This window comes from Marivita sp. (genome assembly GCF_017643905.1).
In the GTDB taxonomy this organism is placed as follows: Bacteria; Pseudomonadota; Alphaproteobacteria; order Rhodobacterales; family Rhodobacteraceae; genus Marivita.
This window is the reverse complement of record NZ_JAEPMO010000011.1, coordinates 1-22,810: the sequence shown is the minus strand read 5'-3', so window position 1 is coordinate 22,810 and position 22,810 is coordinate 1. Positions and strand designations below refer to the sequence as shown.

The window sequence follows — 22,810 nt, the reverse complement described above, 5'->3', positions numbered from 1 at the left end:
TGTCAGCCAAGGCCGGTGTCCGACTTTCGGCTTGCCGATTTGCGGATTTCGGGCAATGTGGGCAAGACTGCATACGATTGCAAAAGGCCCGCCATGCCCGGCTTCCAATCCGAGAAAGAGCTTGTCCGCGGCTATTACGCCGCTTTGTCCGGGGCTGAGGACACGAAAACGGTTCTCGCCCGCTATTGCCATCCCGAGCTGATCTGGCGCGGCTATCACCCCGTTGGTCTGCTGGTCGGTCCAGAGGCTGTGGCAACGCAATTCTGGACGCCAATCAAGACAGCACTGACCTCCTTGCAACGTCGCACCGACCTGTTCTTCGCCGGGCTGAACCACATGGCCGAGGACGGCGCGGTTTGGGTCGCGTCCATGGGTCATCTCATGGGCCTGTTCGATCAGCCGCTCTGGGGCGTTCGCCCGACCCGCAAGATCGGCATGCTGCGCTTCGGCGCGTTCCATAAGATCGAGGGCGGCAAAATCACCGAAGAGGTGATGTATTTCGACCTGCCCCATCTGATGATGCAGGCCGGGCAAAACCCTTTTGGCCCACAGACCGGCGCACATCTGGTGCAGCCGGGGCCCATCACCCATGACGGCCTGCTCTACCACGATGCGCCCGAGGCCGAAGGTGCTGCCACCCTGCACGCCATCAACGCGATGGTGGGCGATCTGGGCGACTGGAACCTTGGCCTGCCCTTGGTCGAGGAACTGCGCCGCACCTGGCATGAGGATATGATTTGGTGGGGGCCCGCCGGGATTGGGACCACCTACACGATCCCGCGCTATGCCGAGCAGCATTCCGCACCGTTCCGCGCAAGTTTTACCAATCGGTCAAAAACCGGCCACCTCTGCAGGATGGCCGAGGGGCATTTCGGCGGGTTCTTCGGCTGGCCCAACTTCACCGCCGAATTCACCGGTGGGTTCATGGGCATGCCTGCCACCGGGAAACGCGTGGAATTCCGCGTGATCGACTTTTACCGCCGTGAGGGGGACAAGCTGGCCGAGAACTGGATCGTCATCGACCTGCTGCACCTCTGGGCGCAGCAGGGTGTGGATTTGCTCGACCGTACGGTTCGGATAGGCTGACCGTACGGGTCGGGGCGGCACGACATTTCGAAATGTCGTGGCACGTGTTTTCGAAAACACGTGCCACCCAGCCTTACTGGACCGGGAAATAATCCTCGCAGTCGCCATCCCGGTAGACATCCGCCGTACAGCAATGCAGGCCACCGCCAAAGGCATAGGCGTCGCGCAGATCGACCGGGACAACCTCCATCCCCAGCTTGTCCATCTGCTCCATCTGGTAGACTTCGGACGCCTCAACGCATACGGTTTTGGGGTCAAGCACCAGCACGTTCATCGACAGCCATGTCGAGGAATAACACAGCGGCGGCGGCGTGTTGTGCGCGGGCTGTGCGGCATTGACGATTTCCCAATCGTTCTTCTTGAAATACTCCCGCTGTTCTTCGGGCAACCGGCGGTTCGGGTTGTTCAGGATCAGACCGGGGCGCAGCGGCGTAAAGGTCGCGTCGATGTGGATCGGGTACGGGTCACCCGGGAAGTTCACCGCGCGGACGCGGTGGTCGGGGAAGTGACGGCGCAGCCATTCGATGCCCTTGAGGTTCGTCGTGAACCCGTGCTGCACGATCAGGTCCTTGCCAAAGCGCAGCACGTCCGCCGCGTCGAACAAAGGCTCTTCCTCGGTGGTGACAAAGAACTTCTCGGCGGTCCACTTGAGGCGCTTTTCGATGCCGATCTTCTCGGACAGGTAATCGGCGTGATAATCCGCATCGGTCAAGCGCGGCTTGGGGGCCGCTTCGTGGCGGAAATTCACGTCTTCTTCCCAGTACTGCTGCATCAACGGGCGGTAGCAGAGATATTCGAACCAGCGGCAGCGATAGGACATCGTCGCCTCCAGGATCTCGTGCCCCACGGTCAGCAGCACATCGCGCGGCGGCATGCAGCCGAACTGGCTGTCTGTGTGGAAATCCGGGGTCGTGACGGGCTTTGAGAAATCCGTCGGCGTCGGGCGATCCACCCGCAGCCCACGCTTGCGCAGCATGTCGGCGAAGTTGTCCAGAAGCTCGTTTGCGCGGTCGATGGTTTCCTGCGGACGGCGACCCCATTGGCCGCGCATGTCGCTGTCCTCGGGCACCTTCGCATCCAGCGCGGGTTCTTCCGGCGGGATATGGCAGTCGTCGGCACGGCCCACGATCACGTGGCGCAGGGTGTCCCATTCGTTCCAGCTTTTGACTTGGGTCTTGTCGGGCGACCAATTCATTCGGTTCTTCCTTGATGGTGTGGTTACGTGCGGATCACGTATTCTTTTCGGGTGGTTTCGATGACCTTCCACGACCCGGAAAAGCCCGGACGCAGGATGAAGCTGTCGCCAGCCTTCAATTCATATTCCGTGCCTTCGGCATCTGTGATGATCGAATGACCGGACAGGATGTGGCAGAATTCCCATTCGTCATAGGAAATCCTCCAGTGGCCTGGCGTTGCTTCCCAGATGCCGCAGTAGATCCCGTCTCGGTCTTCAAGGTTCCACGTCTTGAATTGCGGTGCGCCTGCGATCACGCGGTCCGCAGGTGGGGCGTCTTCCTCGACCTCGACCGAGGGCAGGACGCGCAGGAACAGATCGGACATGAGCCACACTCCGAAGTTTGGGTTGCGCAAGGGATGCGCGAGACCGGAGGACGTAGCAAGTCCAAAGACGACGAAAGGCGTCGCAGGGGGACGCCTTTCGGGTTTTTACCGGATGGTCAAATTCGTCAGTTGCCGAAATTCGACAGCGCGTCGAAGTCGATCCCCTCCATCGCCTGCATTAAGAGCGCCTCGTCACCGCCTTCGATTGTGATGAGGATGGGATTGTTGACCAGTGCCATCGCCTGACCGTCATTGATCGCCACCCGCTGCCGGCCCACGCGTTCGACCTTCATCCTCATCGCGGCCGCATTGGCGACCATGGCTCCCATGCTGGCCACCATGGCGTTGTCGGCCATCATCGAAATCGAATAATACTGCGAACCATCCGCAGACCGGTAATCGGCATTGGCCCCCATGCCGCCGCCCATCATCGCAAGGCCCGCCTGCATGTCGCTATCAACTTCGCGCGTCCACCCATCGGGCGCTTCGGGCAGGAACTGCTGAAACGCCTCGGTCCGCAGGGCCATCAGTTTCTGACGCGCAAAATCCAACTCTTCGAGGGCGTAGGTGATGTCACCGTCGTTATAGGCTTCGATGGCCGATTGCAGCGTATCGGAAATTTCGTCTGCCTGCGCCGCAAACGGCAGGGTCAACGCCGCGGCCAATGCAAAACTCATAAATCTGTTCATTCTAAAGTCTCCGTTCGGATGTCTTGGCGATCCGGCAAAGCACCGCGCCTTACGCAACTTTAAGCGCGATCTTCGCTTCCCTTTCAACCGGGGTTTTGCGATTGTTTTGCCAGACCCGGTTCGGCGACCCCCAAGTTGCCATTGATGCCGCACCGGATGGATTGATTGGAGGATTTGGAATGGCGGATTTCGACACTCAAGTGCGCGAAAGCCAGGCACAGGTGGCCGAAGCACAGGCCAAGATCGCGGAACTGACCAGCCGCATTGAAACCGCACGCGCCAAGATGAAGGATGGCACAGATGTCACCTTTGACATCGAAAACGCCACGCTTGAGGACGTGCAGGCCCATACGGATGTGATGAACGCGAACATCGCGGAACTGATCATGGGTCTTGACGACGTGACCGCCGCGTTTTCCAAGGATTTCGACGAGATGCGGTCGAAAACGGGCTGGGAAAGCTTTGTCGGTATCTTCTCGGCGGGCAAGTCCGAGTCGATGCGTCAGGAGCGGATGAAGACCGCCTCCATCGACGACAAGTTGCAGGATCTGATCGCCAAGTCGGATGTGATCGTCACGTTGCTTCAGGGGCAGTTGAACCTGCTCAACGAGCAGAAGGACAAGGTTGAGGTGAACCTTTCCGAAACGCTGGACGAGCGCGAGGCGACCGTGGGTGAGCTTGAGAGCGTTCGGTCCGAGATTCTGGCGATGGACCCCAAGATCATCGAGTTGGAAAACAAGATCAGCGTCGAACAGGACGCGGCCGCCCGCACCAAGCTGGAAACCGAACTGGCCGAGTTGAACGCCGCCTATAACGCGATGGTTCAAGACGAGCAGGTCAAGCTGGCCAAATCCCAGACGCTGGAGCGCTATATCGAAAAGGGCAAGACCTGGATCGACTCACTGCAGAACCAGGCGGCGACACAGATGGTGCTGATCAACAAGCTGCAGACCGACACCAAGCAGCGGGTGGTGCTGTATGATGCTTTGTCCAAGTCCTTGAAGACCGCGCAGCAGCAGGACGTGGCGCACCGGATCAACGAGATCGGGGTGAAGACCGACCAGGAGGCGCAGTCCGCGATGGCCGGAATCGGGGCGGCGACCAATCAGAAGATGGCCGACATGCTGGAAAGCCATGAAGATCACATGGTCTTCGCCCGCGAAGTGCTGGAGGCCAAGGCCAAGGCGGATGAACGCTTTGCCCGCCGGTTCCAGGCGATTGTCGAGAAACACGACAAGAACCTGTATGGGGCATGAAGTGCCTTCTGCGAAGGTCATTCTCTTGGCGCTTTGTGGAGTATGGCTAGGCTGGTTTGTCTTGGGTTTTTGGACGAGAGTCGTACCAGAATTCCCGAGCTTTCTGCCCGGTCGCTACGGCACAGTTGGCACTTTTATTTGCGTCCTCCTACTCGTGATAGCCGTTTGCTTACTGGCATATGCAGCGCGGGCATGGATGAAGGAAAGGAAAACGCGTGACACGTTCGGGCGGTAATGCCGCCAATGATCACCGGGGGCTGCCTGCCACTCAGGCCAGCCGCCGGTATTTTGCGAAGTTCGAAAAGATCCTCGCCCATTTGGGACGCGTGGCGGCAATGCTGCATGTGGAAAAGCGGCTGACCAAGGACGAGGTCGAGGTTCTGACGCGCTATGTGATCGCGCTCAACCTCACCTTCCGGGCGCTTTCGATGAAGTACCTGCTGGTCGGGCGGGACACCGGGCAGTTCTTTGGGTCTCTGACGATGGACGTGAAGGACAGCGGGTTTCCAACGGTGACGGAATTGCTGGTGATGGCGAATGACGCCGCTCAGGCTGATCAGCATTTGCGGACCATGCCCTCGGTCGAGGCGCTGAAGGACCAGATGGTGGCCGAGATCATCGGCGATCAGGCGATCCCGACACGGCTGCAATTCACCCTGAGCCAGCGGTTGTATTACGAGGAACTGGGGCGCGGAAAGCTGTTCTGGGCGCGCAATGATCCGCAATGCCTGTGGCTGTCGGGGACCGAGCCGCGCCGGCGGTATCTGCTGCATTGGGGGGTCTATGACAGCCAGGTGAACCTGCCCACGATCTATCTGATGGAGGTCGAGGACAGCGGCCGCGAGGCCCTGCCCAAGGACGACCGGCGCTGGCCCGAAGTGCAGGCGCATCTGATGGCGCAGTCACTTGGGGGGCTGAAGCTGTTGACCATCGCGCAGGGGTTTGACGAAACCTTTGACGACCTGCATCCCAAGCGGCTGCGGCGGTTTCACATTGGGCCGATGTATTCACATTCCTTCACCCAGAAGTCCGGCCCGATCCGCGAGGTGCTGGAACAGGCGCGCGCGCCCGAAGGGCAGGATTGGGCGCTGGCCTGGACGCTGGAAGAACTGGAAAGCGAACGGGTGCGGCAGGAGAAATCGGGCTGGTTTTCCAAAGTGGACCGCGAGGTGTTTGCCTTGGACCCGTTTGCGGGACGCGGCGCGGAGACCGGGACAACAGCGACCGAGCGCATGGTCATCCTGCCGGAGCGGCCGTTCCAGGCGCTTGCGGAATTGAACCCGCCGGGATTTGCGACTGTTCGCAAGTTCGTGGTGAACGATGCGGGGCGGGTGTTGAGTTACTGACCGTCGTGCTTGCGTTTGCTGCGGGAGCCTCCGGCGGGAGTTTGTTTGGCAAGATGAAGCATAGGAGCGTCGAAAGATGTCCGTAACGTCCGATTTGATGGAGCTGCGCGAAGAGGCGATCCGCAAGCATTATCCTGCGGCCAATGCGATGCTGGAGGGGTTCGATCATACGCCACGGGTGGCGGCGGCGACCGAGCCTGCGGCGGTGGAGCGGTCCTCGGGGATCGGCACACGGCGGCGGTTTCGGGCAACGACGCCGGGTCTGGTGACGCGGTCCACGGCGCGGCCCGAGGGGGTGCATTTGCTGGATCAGATTGCCGGGGCGGACGGAGATGACCCGCTGGTGTCGCCTGCGCAGGCGGCGGTGATGCATGGGCTGCGGCGGGCCTTGGGGATTGCGCTTGCGGTTGGGGAGGCGTTTTCGGACGCGACGCCGCTGGGCGAGATGAAGCGGGCGAATTTGCAGGGCTCATTGGGCGCGGATCGGAAAGCGGAGTTTTCTGCGCTTCTGGAAGGTGAGGCGCTGGCGGTAGGCTATGTGTTTGCCAATGCGACGGCGTTCTTGCTGGCCGCGCAGGCGTCGGAGGTGACGGTCGATGTGGGCGAGGTGCAGGAGGTTCTGACCGACAATGCGCAGCTGGCCCTACATGGGGCGCTTTGGGAGTTGGACCAGAAGCTGGCGCTTTATGCGTCAGATGAGCCACGCATGGTAGCGACGGTGTTGGCCTTTGCCGAGCAGTTGATGGAGCGGGTCGCGCTGCGCGCCCAGAACGGGGCGCGGACGGGGGCGTTTACCTCGGCCAATTGGCGGGTGGAGGCGGATGGCTTGACGCTCCGGGGGTTCACGCCTGCGACGAAGGCTAAAGGCACCACGCTCACCATGCAGTTCAAGAAGCCGCATCAGGTGGTGGGCAACCATATCGCCAAGTACCAGGCGATGCGGCTCGCCAAGATGCTGATGGCCTATGATTTCGAGCGGCGGCTGAACCCGTTTGCGGAACTGGGTGGCTTCATCTTCACCTTCATGGGGGACGGCGCGCCGGGGACTGGGAAGACGACGCTCATCCAGATGATGGCGGGGATGATCTTTGAGTATTGCCAGAACGCGGGCTACACGTTCCGGTACCAGAACTTCGGCATCGACAATATCGACAGCTTTCAGGGCAAGTCGGGGCAGAATGCGAAGGCGTTTATCAACAATGTGCTCGACCCGTCGGTGATCGGGTTCGGGACGATTGACGACATTGACCAGATCGCGGGCAAGCGGGGGGATCGGCAGTCCAGCGCGGGGCAGCAGGAGGTCACGGCGGTGTTCATGGAGGCGTTCGCCGGGGCCAATACGGTGGTGCGGGGGAACTGCACGTTCGGGATGTTCTCGAACTTCCCCGAGAACGTGGACGACGCGCTGCGGCAGCGGGCGGGGGCGCGGTTCCTTGTGGACGGGCCGCAGACGCGGGAGGATTACATCGACATCCTTGCGCTGCTCATGGGCAAGAAGCACGACATCCCTCTGGGCGACCACGAGCTATATGCCGCGCAGCAGATACAGAAGGCGGTGGCGGCGTCGTTTGAGTCGCACAACCGGCCCAAGGAGCCGGGGCTGATGAACGTGTTCGACCGGGTGTCGTCGCAGATCGGCGCGCTCGATACGATTGCCAAGATGGGCACCTATCTCAAGGCCATTCAGGAGGCCGACCCGCGCTTTACGGGCCGCGCGATCAAGAACATCACCGACGCGGTGAAGGTCCGCGCGATGGATTTTGAACTGCCGGATGAATGGATGGAGCAGCCGGATCTGTTCCTGTTCAAGCCGTATGACGAGAAGGCGGCGATGATCGAGGAGTTGCGGCGACCGATTACGGTCGAGATGGTGATCCAGGAGATCAACCGCTACGCGGATTCCGAGTTCAGGTACGCAGACAAGTCGGATGAGGTGGCGATCGAGGCGATGGTGCGGGACTTCGGGCGTCAGGAAGAGGCGAAGAGAAGGTGGTTGGAGGGGAAGAGGTGAAAAGCCCAATTATTTGCCCAATTGTGGAGCAACCAGTTTGGTCTCTAGAAGTCTTATCTACCGATATTTCCTTTCAAGGCTAGTAAACGAATTTCAATATTGCGTTACACTTTTGCCAGAAATTTTTCCGCTATTCACCAAATTTTCCCTAAAAGGAGCGTCAATGGATGGTCAAGCAGATAGAAAAACCCGAGTGGCCACTTGGCAAACCAATTGGGCACATTAGAATATCAGGGAAAAGTCTTATTGAGCTTCTTAGGAAGTATGAATCGACGGATATCAAGATTTCTGCAGAAACAAAAAACCACTCCTTTGAAGGAGTTGACGACATGGAGGAAAATCTACCACTTCTTCAGGGAAAAACGACAGTAAAACTGCAATCAAAGGGGCAGTGGGCTAATCAAATAACGATAAAGTTCAACTATTGCACTTCTATTGAGACACGCGCCAATACAGAGACTGAAAATACGGAAATTAAAGCGCTACGCCAAAAACTTGAAGCTGATCTCAAATCATTGAGAACGCCAATAATATGGATTTTCACATTAATACCAAGGTTCGTTTGGTGGGGAATTATCTTAGGCTTGATCCTAAGCAACGTGGCGCCAATTGAAAGATCAAACCAGCCGGAAACTCACTTCGAAGCATCCTTTGCGCTTATTCCTTGGGCAATGTGGATCATCTCCTTATTCATAAATCTATTCAATCCTGTTTACTACTCGCGTCAAGATACGTTCTGGCAGAGAAACAAGGATAAGTTTATCGTTGGCGTTATAATGCTCCTAGCAGGAGCAGCCCTTACGGAATTCCTGCCAAAAATCAAAGAGCTTTTCTAACCATGAACCGCCTCATCCAATCCGGTCTGATGTTCGGCAACCTGATCCACGTCGCCTCGCCGGCGCTGGTCGAACGGTATAACCGCGCGCTCAAACACCTGACGGGCAAGACCACGGCCCAGACCGATTTCCACGTCGACATCTCCGGCTTTTCGCCCGAAATCGGAGACGAGTTGAACGACCCGCTCTACCTCAACCACAACGGGGTGAACCGGCAGTTCATTCTGCTGACGACGCAGCAGAAGACCGCGCCGCTGCTCGATGCGAAATTCTCGACCTCGCGGGATATTCTGCGGCAGTTCATCGAGGCGAATGAGAGCCAGTTGTTCGCGCTGACCGCCAAGGATGCGGTGGCGGGGGAGTTGGTGAACACAGTGTTCGACGTGTCTAACCCGGAACGGCTGTTCGATATTCACACCATCAGGATCGAGGCGGACACGACCAGCGGCACGGTGCGCGATGCGGAAAAGCTGGGCGCGCTGGTGGATCGGTTCAAGACGGAGCCTGACGGCTGGCACGATGATGTGCTGATTGCAGAGATGATTGGCCTCGCCAAACGCACTGGCGATGTGGTGCGCAATCCCGTGCGGCTCAAACAGATGGAGTTCAAACAGGAGAACTTTCACACCAGCCATTTCGGCGGGATCTATGTGTTCCGGCAGGTGGAACATCCGGCGGCGATCTGTTCTGGGAATGTCGTGCCGGGGTTGCCGATTGCCTACACGTTCGGGCTGGAGCAGCGGAACAAGGTCGCGAAGTTTCTGGACCTGAACGGGTTGGTGGAACCGATTGTGAAGGCGCGGGGTATCGATGCCTCGGCCATTCTGCGTCAGAAGATGGATTTCATCGTTGTGGATATTGCGCAGGAGGCAGAGATCGACCTGACCGGGGCGACCCGGCGGGACATTCGCGGGCTGGCGCGGCGGTATGCAGAGAGGCTCCCCCCCGAGTGGCACGCGCTGAACCAGTTGGTGCAATGGGCGGATGGGGACGCCAAATGGCCCCGGATCGCAAGTGACAACTCGGCCTATTTCTACACGCTGCGGGCCAGTGATACGCCCGACGCGACGCTGGTGAACATGCTGCTGTCGGAGCTGTCGCCCAAGGATATCCGGCAGCTTTATATCTGCCACAAGGAGGCGTTCTACGCCGCCTATCGCGGGTGGACCGACACTAAGCGCGCCTATGTGGTGGATTTCCTGACACGTGAATACGTCGCCGACAAGGCCGGTGCGCGGGAGGCGCTGTTCGGCCATGACGCGCCGCTTGAAGAACCGGCGCCGATCCGCGACGATATCATCACGCGCGTCGGTCCCTGGGGCGCGGTTCGGAGGTAGGGTATGTTTGCACTTGGTCGGTTGCTGGTGATCGGATTTCTGGTCCTGAGCGTGGTCTATATCTGCCTGTCGCTCTATTCCCGCGCGGTGCGGCGGGACAAGCTGGAAAAGGAATGGGACGAGGAAATCCAGCAGGGCGACCGCGAGACATTTGTAGAGGCGGGATTGCGCGAATACGACGGGTCGCTGCGGCGAAAGCTCATTCTGGGGGTGTATATCGTGCCGCTGACGGTTATCTCTGTCATCATCTACTTGACGAATTTCCACTGAGGGGACGACGCCGTGGGGTATTTCAAATGGGCCATCATCCTGACCTTCTGGGTGCTGTTCGGTTCGTTCCTGCATTACACGCTGCCGCAGCATGACATCGCGCGGATCACGGAAACCGATGTGCGCCGGATCGATCCGGGCGAAAACCGCTGGTTCTGGGCGCAGGCCGACATCGGCAGCGATGGCACATTGGCGAACCGCGACGTGTTCTTCATCTCGACCGTGCGCGACAACGGGCGCGTGATGGTCTACCGCAACGAGGACACCGGCTGGAGCTGGCCGCCCTATTTCAAGTTCGACACCTCGAACCTGCAGGCCGAAGCGGCTGATCTGCGCAGCACCTCCGCCGCGCCTCAATGGGTGGTGATCAAGCATTATGGCTGGCGGAACGAGTTCTTCACCATCTTCCCCAACGCGATCAGCGTGCGGCCTGTGGACGGACCGGATGTGCGGATCATCCCGTGGATCAATATCGTGATCCTGACAACTTTGGCGGCGCTGTTCTGGGCTGTCTGGGTGCGCTGGCGGCGGTTCCGCATCGCACGGATCGACCCGGTTCTGGAAGACGTGGAAGAGGGGTTCGATGCGGTCGGCGACGGCATCGCACGCCGTCGCAGCGGGTTCCGGCGGTGGCTGGACAGTTGGAAGTCCAAGTAACCCGCTTGCCAAAGCGATGCGGTTTCGGTCAGTCTCGTGCAAACGCATGCAGTGAGGGATGATGGCAGGCGTACGACCCGAACAGGCGGTTCTGACCCGCGATACGGATTTGTCCAAGACCGAAGAGACACGTCGGGTCATCGAAGGCATGGTGGACGGTCTCAACGATCACCGCATTGCCGATATCGGTGAGTTCTTTGCCGAAGGGTTCCGCTGGATGGGTAACACCGGCTGCGGCACCAAAGAGGGTCTGCGGGAATTTCAGGACAATTGGCAGAAACCGTTTCAGGCGGCGTTTTCGGACAAGGTTTGCGTTGACGAGGCGCGGCTTTACATGGGCGAATGGGCGGCTGCCTTTGGCCGTCAGGAGGCCGTGCATTCCGGGCGCTTCATGGGGGTGGAGCCGACGGGCAAGCGCGTCACGATCCGCTATATGGATTTCTGGAAGGTCGTGGATGGCAAGATCGTCGACAATTACGTGATGGTCGATTTCCCGCATGTCTTGGCGCAGCTTGGCGTTGACGTGTTCGGTGGCGAAGGCTGGGAAGCCTATGACCGGGGCGAAAAGACCCCGCCTGCCCCATGACGACGACGCGCAAGGTCACCTCGCTTGACGTGGCGAAACGCGCCGGGGTCAGCCGCTCTGCGGTGAGCCGCGTGTTCACCCCCGGTGCCTCGGTCAGCGAGCGCACGGCGTCCAAGGTGCGCGAGGCGGCCAATGCGCTGGGCTACAGGCCCAATGTCCTGGCCCGCGCGATGCTGACCGGGAAGAGCAAGATCATCGGGCTGGTGGTGGCCTATCTCGACAACCATTTCTACCCGACCGTGCTGGAACTGCTGTCCGAGGCTTTGGAGCGCGAAGGCTATCACGTGCTGGTTTTCATGGCCGCCCACTCTGCGGATGATGTCGAAGACGTGGTGAGCCAGATCCTCGATTATCAGGTCGACGGGCTGATCCTCGCCTCGGTTTCCCTGAGTTCCGATCTTGCGGATCGCTGCCGCGCGTCCGGCGTTCCGGTGGTGCTGTTCAACCGCAAGCTCGAGGCCGAGGGCGAATTGGCAGTGGTGTCGGACAACCGCATGGGCGGACGTCTGGCGGCCGAACATCTGATCTCGCTCGGGCGCACGCGGATCGGGCATATCGCTGGCTGGGAAGGCGCCAGCACGCAGCGCGACCGCGAGGCAGGGTTCATGGAAGGACTGCGTGCTGCCGGTCTGGGCCTGTTTGCGCGCGAGGTTGGCGACTACCGTTTGCCCCGCGCCAAAGAGGCAGCACGGCGCATGTTTGACACGCCCGACCGGCCGGATGCGGTGTTCGTGGCCAATGACTATATGGCGTTCGGCGTAATGGATGTTCTGCGGTCGGAACTGGGTTTGCGCGTGCCGGACGATGTGGCGCTGATCGGGTTCGACGATGTGCCCAGCGCGGCCTGGCCCGCCTACAGCCTGACGACCATCCGACAGCATGCCGAAGCGATGGTGACCACGGCGGTGGAGGCTCTGCTTTCAGAAATCGGCGGGACAGAGGTGACATCCCCTGCCCCGTTGCCCGTGACACTGATCCGGCGCGGGTCGGCCTGACCCGGCGACTTACCTCAGACCGTAATAAAGGCCGACAACGTGTTCGGCTTCCGCGAAGAACAGCCAACGGGACACGAGAACGCCCGCGACGTGGCTGATCACTGCCAGAAGGCCGAAGATATGCGGATAGGGCAGCAGCAGAAGCAGCACAGGCACGACCAGCATCAGCACAAGCGCGATCATCCGCAGTTTCTGCGCATGTCGTCGACCGACGGTGTAGACCATCTCGTTCAGCAGGTAGTTGGTGCCGGTATGCGGCGGCTCGAAGGCGCGGACCTCACCGATTTTGCCAAGGCCGGTCGCAGTCTTGAGATCTGTCCCGCTTTGCTTGAACCGCGTGTCGCCGGTTTTCCACCAAAGCGCCTGTAGGCCTCCCGCCACCAAGAGCAGGATCAGACCGATGGTCACACGACCCGAAAGAAGGGCCCCGCCTGCAATCGACAAAGACAGGAACAGCGCCGAAGTCAGGACAGTGTTCCAGCGCGGCACGGTCTTGAGCTGGGCGTAGATCATCGAGGTGGTGTAGACGGTCGCCAGTGCAAACGCGGCTCCGATCCAGCCGAGGATCGCGACCTGCGTGTCGAAGAACACCAGTAGGAACGCGTAGATCCCCATAGTGACCAGTGCCGCAACGGCGCACCAGGCCTCGCGGCTGAGCCAGCTTGTCTGCCATTGGGTGAACGCCTTGATCGCCCGCTCGGGGCGACCGAGGTGGAAGGTCGAAGAGATCAGGCCGCCAACGGCCAAGGCATAGGCAATCGCGAAGAACGCGAAGGCGACCCAGCCCGTTGGCGCGGTCGGATCAATCCCAAGCCAGAACAGCAGACCCAAGCCAAGTCCGGAGAACGTGCTGAAGGCGATGATGGACGGAGCCGGGTGCATCAGAGTTTCTCCAGCGCTTTATCGAGCCATCCCAGAAAGCCTTTGGGCTCTTCCACCACGGGGGCAAGAAGCGGGGCGAGGATGTCGATTTCTTCGTTCAGCCGGTCCTTGGGACGCGGCGGCAGGTATTTGTTGACGGGCTTGGTGCCCTGTTCCGGCATCAGATCCATCCCACCGCGTTCGGCAACAAGCTGGCTGACCTCACTATCCGGGTCGCCCAGATCGCCAAAGTGACGGGCGTTGGACGGACAGGTGCGTACGCAGGCGGGAACGCGGTCTTCTTCGGGCAGGTTTTCGTTATAGATGCGATCCACGCAAAGGGTGCATTTCTTCATCACCCCTTCCGCCTTGTCCAACTCGCGCGCGCCATAGGGGCAGGCCCAGGCACAGAGACCGCAGCCGATGCAGTCTTTCTCGTTCACCAGAACGATCCCGTCCTCCGTGCGCTTGTAGCTGGCCCCGGTCGGGCAGACGGTCACGCAGGGCGCGTCTTCGCAATGCAGGCAGGATTTCGGGAAATGGATGAGCTGTGCCGGTCCGCTTTCCGGCTGGACCTCGTAGGAATGAACGCGGTTGAGGAAGGTGCCCGACGGGTCCGCGCCGTAAGGGTTCTGATCCGAGAGAGGCGCGCCGTAGTTTTCGGTGTTCCAGCCTTTGCAGGACACGACGCAGGCATGGCACCCGACACAGGTGTCGAGGTCGATCACCAGACCCATCTTGCGGTCGGTCTTTTCGGGAAGCTGCGTCATGCGGTGCGGTCCTCCGTGATCGTGATGATGGGTGCTGGCGCGAACCCGATCGGCTGCTCTGCCTCTTTGTCCCAGGTTGCGACGAACCAGATAAACGATCCGGCCATGCCGATCAGCACAACCGCGATGGCCAGCAGAGTGGCTTTCATTGCTCCACTCATGGTTCCACCTTCCAGCGCAGTTCGTCTGGTCCCTTGCCAACAGGCGATTTCAGTTCATCGAACACAGGATGGGATTCCGAAGGCCCATCGACCTTTTCGATCTTCACCCGAAGATCGAACCACGCCGCCTGCCCTGTGATCGGGTCGGAATTCGCCCAGCGCAGACCGTCGCCCTTGGGTGGCAGCAATTCGTGGATCAGGTGGTTCAGAAGGAAGCCCTTGGTCGCTTCGGGCGCGTCCTTGTCGAGCGCCCATGCCCCCTTGCGTTTGCCGATGGCATTCCATGTCCAGACGGTGTTTTCGTTCAGCGCCGCCATATGCGCGACAGGCACCGTGATATCACCATGGGCAGAGGTCACACGCGCCCAGTCACCAGTGTTGAACCCGTGCTTTTCCCAAAGCTTGGTCGGCAGATAAAGCGGATTGCGACCGTGGATCTGGCGCAGCCAAGCATTCTGAGTACCCCAGGAGTGGTACATCGCCATCGGGCGTTGGGTCAGCGCGTGGATCGCGAATTCCTCGGTGTCAACGCGGCTGTCCTCGAAAGGCGCGTACCAGATCGGCAGCGGGTCGAGCGTTTCCTTGATCCTCTCGCGCAGGTGATCCGGCGGTTGGCGGTGGCCATGCCCTTCGGCGGCCAGTTGGAACTTGCGCATCGGCTCAACGTAGAGCTGGAAGATATAGGGCGCGGCCGCGTCGTAGAGGCCGATTTTCACCGCCCAGTCCTGATAGGCTTTGTTCCACGGTTTGTAGTACAGTGCTTCCTCCGGAACATGCGCCATCCAGAAACCGCCATTGGCGATGTAGCTGCCGATCTGCGCCTCGTTCACGTCGCCGCGCCCGCCTGTCAGGCCGTCTTCACCCATGCGCCAACCCGCCAGCGGACCAACACCGGGACGGCGCTGGTGGTGGGTGATGTAATCGGCGTAGTCAGCGTATTTCTGGCTGCCGTCCTCGTTCACGAAACCCGGCAGATCAAGCTTTGCACCCAATTCGCACAAAACGGACTGGAACCCGCGCACATTACGGTCAGGTTCCACCACAGGCCAACGGATCGCATCCGCCGCCGCGTCCGCCTCGCAGATCGGACGGTCGAGGAGCGAGATGCAGTCGTGCCGTTCAAGATACGTCGTGTCGGGCAGGATCAGGTCGGCATAGGCGACCATCTCGGACGAGTAGGCATCGGAATAGATGATGCGCGGGATCACGTAGTCGCCGTTCTCGTCCGTGTCCGTGAGCATCTTCATCACGCCCGACGTGTTCATCGTCGAATTCCACGACATGTTCGCCATGTACATGAACAGCGTGTCGATCTTGTAGGGATCGCCTGCATAGGCGTTGGAAATGACCATGTGCATCAGACCATGGGCGCTCATCGGGTTTTCCCATGTGAACGCCTTGTCGATGCGGGCAGGCGTGCCGTCTTCCTTGAGGCAGAGATCATCCGGCCCATGCACAAATCCAAGATGCGGACCATCCAGCGGCTTGCCCGGTGTCACCTTGCAATGCGGCTTCGGATGCGCTGTTGCGGGCTTGGGGTAAGGCGGTTTGAAGCGGAACCCACCGGGGGTTTCGACCGCGCCCAGCAGGATTTGCAGCGCATGCAACGCGCGACACGTCTGGAAGCCGTTGGAATGCGCGCTGATCCCCCGCATCGCGTGGAAGCTGACCGGTCGACCCAGCATCTTGTCATGCTTTTCGCCCCGGAAATCCGTCCATGGCTGGTCGATCTCGATGGCCTCGTCAAAGGCGACGCGGGCAATCTCGGCCGCGATGCGTTTGATCTTGGTGGCGGACACGCCGCAGGTTTCGGCCACTGCTTCGGGCGCATATTGCGGATCAAGATAGCGCTCGGCCATCAGATGCATGACGGTCTTGTGTGTGATCCCGGCATGGCGGTAGCTGGCGGCAAGATCGGGTTTGACGCCGGGCTGATCGAACGGGGTCAGCTTGCCCGTCACCCGGTCTATGACCAGCGGCTTGCCGTTGTCATCCTTGAGGAACAGCCCGTGTTCCGGCGATTTCGTGTCGCCATTCACCAGAACCGGCGCGTTGGTGTAGCGGGCAAGGTAGTCGAGGTCGATCTTCCCGGCCTTCATCAATTCATGCACCAGCGCGAGGATGAACAGGCCATCGGTGCCCGGCGTGATGCCGACCCAATCATCCGCAATCGCGTTGTAACCAGTGCGGATCGGGTTGACGCCGATCACCTTGGCCCCGCGCGCCTTGATCTTGCCAAGCCCCATCTTGATCGGGTTGCTGTCGTGGTCCTCGGCCACGCCGAACAGCATGAACAGTTTGGTGTGCTCCCAATCCGGTTGGCCGAATTCCCAGAACGCGCCACCCATCGTGTAGATGCCGGCAGCGGCCATGTTCACGGAACAGAACCCGCCATGTGCTGCGTAGTTCGGCGTTCCGAAATTCTGCGCCCAGAAGCTGGTGAAGGATTGCGACTGGTCGCGCCCGGTGAAGAACGCGAGCTTTTCCGGTGCTTCGGCCCGCAAAGGCTTGAGCCAATCAGCCGCGATCTGAAGCGCCTCGTCCCAGCTAATCTCTTCGAACTCACCCGACCCGCGCGGGCCTACGCGCTTCAACGGCGCACGCAGGCGTGATGGCGCGTTGTGCTGCATGATACCCGCGCTGCCCTTCGCGCAGAGCACCCCGCGGTTCACCGGATGATCGCGGTTGCCCTCGATATAGGCGACCTTGCCGTCCTTCATGTGCACGTTGATCCCGCAGCGGCAGGCGCACATGTAGCAGGTGGTTTTGCGCACTTCGTCCGAGACTTTCGGTGACAGGTTCAGCTCTGGCTGGACGTGGCCCATATCTATCCTCCCTGATCCGCCGGGTGTCGACCCGGTCGGAGTTGGCGACAGTGTTTACGTTTCTGCGCCGATGGTAAAGGCGCATTATGCAAGCGCTTACATTTATGACTCAGCGGGCGTCAATCGGCACCCAATCCCGTGGCTCCGGTCCGTTGTAGAGCGTGAGCGGACGGATCAGGATATTGCCGCGCTGCTGTTCGATGCACTGGATCACCCAACCCGGCATCCGGCCAATGGAAAAGATCGGAACGTAAAGATCCATCGGGATGCCGTGAAGCTGGTAGATCACGCCTGAATAGAAATCCACGTTCACATTCAGACCGTGGCGGCTGTAGGGCTTCATCGCCTCGACGACAGCTTGCAGGATCTCGTACCATTCGGGCGCGCCCATCTCTTCGCCCAGCTTACGCACCCCTTCGCGCATGTGGCGCGCGCGGGGGTCTTCGGCGCGGTAGACGCGGTGGCCGAAGCCGGTGACGGCCTCGCGGTTGGCACGCTTGGTTTTCACGTACTCCGCCGCCTTGTCCGGAGTACCGATCTCCTTGACCATCTTCATCACGTCTTCGGCAGCACCACCATGCGCAGGACCCGCCAGCGTGCTGAGCGCGGTTACGATGGCACCGTGCAGGTTCGCCTCCGTCCCAACCGTCACCCGCGCCGCAAAGCTGGAGGCGTTGGCGCCGTGTTCCGCGTGCAGGACAAAATCCACATCAGCCAGACGCGCCGCGTCCTCGGACGGCTTCTCGCCCTTGAGCATCCAGAGCCAGTTGGCGGCATGGCTGAGGCTGTTATCCGGTGCGATCGGGTCACGGCCATTGCGGATCGCCTCATGCGCCGCGACGAGCGTCGGCACTTGCGCGGTCAGCCGCATACCGTTGCGCAGGAATGCCTCCTCCCCGGTCGCAAGGCTGTCCGGCTCCAACGCCGCCAGCGCAGACACCGCCGTGCGCAGCACGTCCATCGGGTGGCCGTCCTTGCACACGCGGATGATATCAAGAACCGCATCCGGCACCGACCGCGCTGCCCGCATCTCTGCGTCAAAGGCTGCGAGTTCAGCCGCGTTCGGCAACTCGCCCTTCATCAAGAGGTGGCACACCTCTTCGAACGTGGCATGCGTAGCCAGATCGTGGATCGAATAGCCACGATATTGCAGCGTTCCCGCGGCGCCGTCGATGTCGCTCACCCCGGACCGTTCGAAATAGACACCCTTCAAACCTCGGTTGATCTTGACGTTATCAGTCATTGAAGGCTCCTTTGCGGCCGGAAGTGGGAGAGTGATATGAGCGTTCTGAGCAAGGCACGTGCCATTGCAGCAGGATCGGACACCCGCGTGGTGTTCCCCGAACTTAACGATCCGCGCGTTGCAAACGCCGCGCAGTGTCTGACCAAGGAAGGGCTGTGTTCCGTGCTCGATGTCGCGGCCAATCCGACAGAGGCACAGGTTGCAGCCCTGGTGTCAGCGCGCGGGATGAAAGAGGCAATGGCCCGCAGGCTTTTGCAGAAACCCTTGTACCGCGCGGCGGCCATGGTCGCAGCAGGCGAGGCCGATGCGATGGTTGCAGGGGCCGACAGCCCGACGCGGCGCGTGATCGAAGCGGCAAGCATGGCGATCGGGCTGGCCGATGGCGTGACGATCCCGTCGTCGTATTTCCTGATGGTCTTCCCGGATGGGCGCGAATTCGTGTTCGCAGACTGCGCAGTAAACGTGGCACCGGATGCAGCGGCGCTGGAAGCCATTGCGCGGGCATCGGCTGACACGGCAAAGGCGCTATTGGGCGACGCGCGGGTCGCGCTTTTGTCTTTCTCCACCGGCACCAGCGGTGCAGGCGACAGCGTGGATCGCGTGCGCAGCGTTGCCGAGGCCACCGGCTTTGTAGGACCGGTCCAGGCGGATGCCGCGCTGAACGCCACCATTGCCGCGAAGAAAGGGTTGGGCAGCGGAGATGCCAATGTGCTGATCTTCCCATCGCTGGACGCGGGCAACATCGCGTACAAGCTGTGCCAGGAATTGGCAGGCGCGCAGGCTATCGGCCCGTTTCTGCAAGGTTTTGCCAAGCCCGTCTGCGATCTCAGCCGGGGTGCCAGTGTGGACGACATCGTGGCGTCAACGCTGGTCACCATCGCCCTCGCACAGCACACCTGATCGGTGGAACTCATGCGGCCTCCAAAAGGGCCAGCGCGTCCATCGCGATCATGCGCTCTTCTTCGGCGGGTATGACCCAGACGGCGACTTTGGAGCTTTCCCCATGCAGGCGCGGGCCAGAGCGGTGATTGAAGTCCGGATTGATCCGAACGCCCGCCCATTCCAGCCCGCGCAGGATACGTGCGCGCACTCCGACCGCATTCTCGCCGATGCCGCCGGTAAAGGCGATCGCGTCGAGACCCTCCAAAGCCGCGATCAGTGACCCGGCATGTCGCAGCGTCCAATAGCAGAAATGCTCGACCGCAAAGGCGCTTTCGGCAGAGGCATCCAGCATCAGCTTGCGCATGTCGGACTTGCCACCCGACAGGCCCAACAAACCGCTTTCGTGGTTCAGGATGGCCTTGGTGCGCTCCAGCCCGTTTTCCTCGACCAGCCGCAGCACGGCGTTCGCGTCGATCCCGCCAGAGCGGGTACCCATGGTCAGGCCATCCAGCGGCGAATAGCCCATGGTCGTAGCAATCGACTGTCCGTTGTGGATTGCACAGAGCGACGCGCCGTTGCCGAGGTGGAACGCCAAAAGACGGGATGGCAAGGCTTCGCCTGAGACCTCCGGCAAGCGGCGCACGAGGGACGCGTAGCTGAGTCCGTGGAAGCCATAGCGGCGGATGCCCTTGGTCTCCATCATCTTCGGAATGGCATAACGCGTGGCCACATTCGGGTTGGTCGCATGAAACGACGTATCAAAGCTGGCAAACTGCGGCAGGTCCGGCGCAAGCCGCGACAGCGCTTCCATCGGGGCGAGGTTGTGCGGGTTGTGCAGCGGGGCAAGGGGCGTGCAATTTGCGATCTCGGCGCGGACCTCGTCGGTGACTCGCATCGGACCCGTGAGCTTGCGACCGCCGTGTACCACGCGATGCCCCACGGCGCGAAGAGTGGCTGGCGTGATCCCGCGTTCTGCCAGTGCTTTCAGGATCGCTTCCAAAGCTGCGCGGTGGTCGATCAGCGGCACATCGTGCGTGTCGTCCCCGATCCGCAAGCGAGAGGCCCCGCCGATGGCGTCGGCCATCCCCGAGAGGGTTTCGATCAAGTTCGGATCAAACAATGCAAACTTGATCGAGGACGACCCCGCATTCAGGACCAGAATCGGTCCGTTCTCTGCGGGGTCGGTCATGTCAGGCGACTTTCTGCGGGCGCATGTCCGCCGGGTCGATCCCCGCCACGGCCACAGGTGCCTTCATCGCGTCGCGGCGGAACGGCTCGCCCAGTTCCTGGTTGATCATGGCTTCGATCAGCGTGGTCTTGCCATTCTCCATCTGGTCCTTGATGGCGGTGTTCAGAGCATCGCGCAGTTCGTCCATCGTTCGCGCGATGACACCCTGCAGACCGCAAGCCTTGGCGATGCCCGCATAGCTCACGCCTTCGTCGAGTTCAGTTCCGACGAAATTGTCGTCATACCAGAGGGTGGAGTTGCGCTTTTCCGCACCCCACTGGTAGTTGCGGAAGACGATATGTGTGATCGCCGGCCATTCGGGGCGGCCAATCGCGGTCAATTCGGTCACCGCGATGCCAAACGCACCGTCACCCGAGAACCCAACCACTGGAACATCGGGGCAGGCGATCTTTGCGCCGATGATCGACGGCAGGCCATAACCACACGGTCCGAACAGACCCGGCGCCAGGTATTTCCGGCCTTCCTCGAACGTCGGATAAGCGTTGCCGATGGCGCAGTTGTTACCGATATCCGACGAGATGATTGCCTCTTTCGGCAGAGCCGACTGGATCGCGCGCCATGCCATGCGCGGGCTCATCCACTCCGGCTTGGCTGCGCGGGCACGTTCGTTCCAGGTGGTACCCGGATCGTCCTGTTCGTGGTCCATGCTGGACAGCTGCTGCGCCCAGGTGGATTTGGTTTTTGCGATATTGGCTTTTCGGTCCTCACGACCCTCATCGCCAGCGGTGTCGGACAAGCGTGCAAGAATGCCCTCTGCCACCTTTTTCGCATCGCCGACGATGCCGACGCTGACCTTCTTGGTCAGACCGATGCGATCCGGGTTAATGTCGACCTGAATGATCTTCGCGGTTTTGGGCCAGTAGTCAATGCCATAGCCGGGAAGGGTCGAGAACGGGTTGAGGCGCGTGCCGAGGCACAGGACAACATCCGCACCCGAGATCAGCTCCATCGCCGCTTTGGAGCCGTTGTAACCCAGCGGACCGGCGAAGAGCGGATGCGACCCCGGGAAGGCGTCATTGTGCTGATAACCCACACAGACCGGCGCGGTCAGACGCTCTGCCAGCGCCATGGAGGCGGGGATCGCACCGGCAAGAACAACACCGGCGCCGTTCAGGATGACGGGGTTCTTGGCGGTCGACATCAGATCAGCGGCCTGCTGGATCGCGCTGTCACCACCCGAGGGACGTTCGAATTCAACGACTTCCGGCAGTTCGATATCGATCACTTGAGTCCAGAAATCGCGGGGCATGTTGATCTGCGCAGGAGCCGAGGCGCGCTTGGCGTTCAGGATCACGCGGTTCAGAACTTCGGCCACACGGGAGGCATCACGCACCTCTTCCTGATAGGCGACCATGTCTTCGAACAGTTTCATCTGCTCGACTTCCTGGAAACCGCCCTGACCGATGGTCTTGTTCGCCGCCTGCGGTGTGACCAGCAGAAGCGGGGTGTGGTTCCAATAGGCGGTTTTCACTGCTGTCACAAAATTGGTGATGCCCGGGCCGTTTTGGGCAATCATCATGGACATCTTGCCGGATGCGCGGGTGTAGCCGTCGGCCATCATGCCGCCAGACCCTTCATGCGCGCAGTCCCAGAAGGTGATGCCCGCTTTCGGAAAGATGTCGGAGATCGGCATGAAGGCCGAGCCGATGATCCCGAACGCATGTTCGATCCCGTGCATCTGGAGGACTTTGACAAAAGCTTCTTCGGTGGTCATTTTCATGGTGGCTCTCCCTGGGAAGGGCGCGGGCCGAGGGGCCTGCGCGGTTGGGCGGACACTAGCGATGTACACCGCTTGCCAATAGGGCCACTTTGCAAGGCCGCTTATAGCCAAACGAGGGACTGAGGGGATCCTTCCCTGGAATGACGCGAGGGGAGCAGACACCTATTTGCTTCAATTCCGCGCCATTTGTGCCGTTATTTGATTGCAGTATAGTCCGCAAACCCGGATATCGGCGCGAAAGGGCGCTGTGCCGCCAGACTATGCGGTTTGGTTCACCCGCCCAGCAGGGCGACAACGGCAGGACACTGAATGCCAAACGCATTGGCAATCCGAGTTATTGTCAAATCTGGTGCCCAAGCGATCATCATGCGGCGGTTAGCTGCTGGTTTATTGGCTTGATGCCGTTGACGAAATCGACGCCCTGGATGACGTCGGCGAGATGAACGAAGCCGCGCAGCTTGCGCCAGCTT

General features: G+C 60.6%; 21 protein-coding genes. 11 read left to right on the top strand and 10 right to left on the bottom strand.

The window, feature by feature from the left end; translation table 11 throughout:
• Positions 1 to 93: 93 nt before the first annotated feature.
• Complete coding sequence (locus JJ869_RS02975; protein WP_292264492.1) at positions 94 to 1,086, top strand: ester cyclase; 993 nt, start codon at positions 94 to 96, stop codon at positions 1,084 to 1,086.
• A gap of 73 nt (positions 1,087 to 1,159) precedes the next feature.
• Here the strand turns inward: JJ869_RS02975 and JJ869_RS02970 are convergent, their stop codons facing one another.
• From JJ869_RS02970 to JJ869_RS02960, 3 genes are all read right to left on the bottom strand, one after another.
• Positions 1,160 to 2,281, bottom strand: a complete 1,122-nt coding sequence (locus JJ869_RS02970; protein ID WP_292264491.1) for a serine/threonine protein kinase — start codon at positions 2,279 to 2,281, stop codon at positions 1,160 to 1,162.
• 23 nt (positions 2,282 to 2,304) lie between these two features.
• The gene (locus JJ869_RS02965) at positions 2,305 to 2,646 is read right to left on the bottom strand and encodes a cupin domain-containing protein (protein ID WP_292264490.1); all 342 of its coding nucleotides are present in this window, start codon (positions 2,644 to 2,646) and stop codon (positions 2,305 to 2,307) included.
• Positions 2,647 to 2,771: 125 nt separating this feature from the next.
• Positions 2,772 to 3,335 (bottom strand): hypothetical protein, encoded by a 564-nt coding sequence (locus JJ869_RS02960; protein WP_292264489.1) that lies wholly within the window; start codon positions 3,333 to 3,335, stop codon positions 2,772 to 2,774.
• Positions 3,336 to 3,514: 179 nt separating this feature from the next.
• Between JJ869_RS02960 and JJ869_RS02955 the strand changes: the two genes are divergently transcribed.
• The 9 genes from JJ869_RS02955 (at position 3,515) to JJ869_RS02915 (ending at position 12,629) form a co-directional block, all read left to right on the top strand.
• Positions 3,515 to 4,591: a hypothetical protein gene (locus JJ869_RS02955; RefSeq protein WP_292264488.1), complete on the top strand. Its 1,077-nt coding sequence runs from the start codon at positions 3,515 to 3,517 to the stop codon at positions 4,589 to 4,591.
• A 215-nt stretch (positions 4,592 to 4,806) separates the two neighbouring features.
• Positions 4,807 to 5,937, top strand: a complete 1,131-nt coding sequence (locus JJ869_RS02950) for a hypothetical protein (RefSeq protein ID WP_292264487.1) — start codon at positions 4,807 to 4,809, stop codon at positions 5,935 to 5,937.
• A 76-nt stretch (positions 5,938 to 6,013) separates the two neighbouring features.
• Positions 6,014 to 7,948, top strand: a complete 1,935-nt coding sequence (locus tag JJ869_RS02945) for an ATP-binding protein (protein ID WP_292264486.1) — start codon at positions 6,014 to 6,016, stop codon at positions 7,946 to 7,948.
• A gap of 167 nt (positions 7,949 to 8,115) precedes the next feature.
• Positions 8,116 to 8,784, top strand: a complete 669-nt coding sequence (locus JJ869_RS02940; protein WP_292264485.1) for a hypothetical protein — start codon at positions 8,116 to 8,118, stop codon at positions 8,782 to 8,784.
• A 2-nt stretch (positions 8,785 to 8,786) separates the two neighbouring features.
• Positions 8,787 to 10,121 (top strand): DUF6638 family protein, encoded by a 1,335-nt coding sequence (locus tag JJ869_RS02935; protein ID WP_292264484.1) that lies wholly within the window; start codon positions 8,787 to 8,789, stop codon positions 10,119 to 10,121.
• A 3-nt stretch (positions 10,122 to 10,124) separates the two neighbouring features.
• Positions 10,125 to 10,391 (top strand): hypothetical protein, encoded by a 267-nt coding sequence (locus JJ869_RS02930; RefSeq protein WP_292264483.1) that lies wholly within the window; start codon positions 10,125 to 10,127, stop codon positions 10,389 to 10,391.
• Between the two features lie 12 nt (positions 10,392 to 10,403).
• Entirely contained in the window at positions 10,404 to 11,048 is a 645-nt protein-coding gene (locus JJ869_RS02925) for a DUF1523 family protein (protein ID WP_292264482.1), read from the top strand.
• A 61-nt stretch (positions 11,049 to 11,109) separates the two neighbouring features.
• Entirely contained in the window at positions 11,110 to 11,634 is a 525-nt protein-coding gene (locus JJ869_RS02920) for an ester cyclase (RefSeq protein ID WP_292264481.1), read from the top strand.
• Entirely contained in the window at positions 11,631 to 12,629 is a 999-nt protein-coding gene (locus JJ869_RS02915) for a LacI family DNA-binding transcriptional regulator (RefSeq protein ID WP_292264480.1), read from the top strand. The genes JJ869_RS02920 and JJ869_RS02915 overlap by 4 nt, the downstream gene beginning before the upstream one ends.
• A 9-nt stretch (positions 12,630 to 12,638) precedes the next feature.
• On the opposite strand, the gene JJ869_RS02910 is transcribed toward JJ869_RS02915, so the two are convergent.
• The 5 genes from JJ869_RS02910 to JJ869_RS02890 form a co-directional block, all read right to left on the bottom strand.
• The gene (locus JJ869_RS02910) at positions 12,639 to 13,511 is read right to left on the bottom strand and encodes a DmsC/YnfH family molybdoenzyme membrane anchor subunit (RefSeq protein WP_292264479.1); all 873 of its coding nucleotides are present in this window, start codon (positions 13,509 to 13,511) and stop codon (positions 12,639 to 12,641) included.
• Positions 13,511 to 14,260 (bottom strand): 4Fe-4S dicluster domain-containing protein, encoded by a 750-nt coding sequence (locus JJ869_RS02905; RefSeq protein ID WP_292264478.1) that lies wholly within the window; start codon positions 14,258 to 14,260, stop codon positions 13,511 to 13,513. Before JJ869_RS02905 ends, JJ869_RS02910 begins: the two co-directional genes overlap by 1 nt.
• On the bottom strand, positions 14,257 to 14,409 hold the full coding sequence (locus JJ869_RS02900; RefSeq protein WP_292264477.1) for a hypothetical protein: 153 nt from the start codon (positions 14,407 to 14,409) through the stop codon (positions 14,257 to 14,259). The genes JJ869_RS02905 and JJ869_RS02900 overlap by 4 nt, the downstream gene beginning before the upstream one ends.
• Before the next feature lie 8 nt (positions 14,410 to 14,417).
• The gene (locus JJ869_RS02895; protein WP_292264476.1) at positions 14,418 to 17,246 is read right to left on the bottom strand and encodes a molybdopterin oxidoreductase family protein; all 2,829 of its coding nucleotides are present in this window, start codon (positions 17,244 to 17,246) and stop codon (positions 14,418 to 14,420) included.
• 109 nt (positions 17,247 to 17,355) lie between these two features.
• Positions 17,356 to 18,489 (bottom strand): citrate/2-methylcitrate synthase, encoded by a 1,134-nt coding sequence (locus tag JJ869_RS02890; RefSeq protein WP_292264475.1) that lies wholly within the window; start codon positions 18,487 to 18,489, stop codon positions 17,356 to 17,358.
• Between the two features lie 36 nt (positions 18,490 to 18,525).
• On the opposite strand from JJ869_RS02890, the gene JJ869_RS02885 reads away from it, so the two are divergent.
• The gene (locus tag JJ869_RS02885; protein ID WP_292264474.1) at positions 18,526 to 19,389 is read left to right on the top strand and encodes a phosphate acyltransferase; all 864 of its coding nucleotides are present in this window, start codon (positions 18,526 to 18,528) and stop codon (positions 19,387 to 19,389) included.
• Between the two features lie 10 nt (positions 19,390 to 19,399).
• Here JJ869_RS02885 and JJ869_RS02880 read toward each other — a convergent pair whose 3' ends face one another.
• Both JJ869_RS02880 and xsc read right to left on the bottom strand, forming a co-directional pair.
• A complete protein-coding gene (locus JJ869_RS02880; RefSeq protein WP_292264473.1) occupies positions 19,400 to 20,560 on the bottom strand; it encodes an acetate/propionate family kinase in 1,161 nt (386 codons plus the stop codon).
• A gap of 1 nt (position 20,561) precedes the next feature.
• Positions 20,562 to 22,340, bottom strand: a complete 1,779-nt coding sequence (xsc, locus tag JJ869_RS02875; protein ID WP_292264472.1) for a sulfoacetaldehyde acetyltransferase — start codon at positions 22,338 to 22,340, stop codon at positions 20,562 to 20,564.
• Positions 22,341 to 22,810 lie beyond the last annotated feature (470 nt).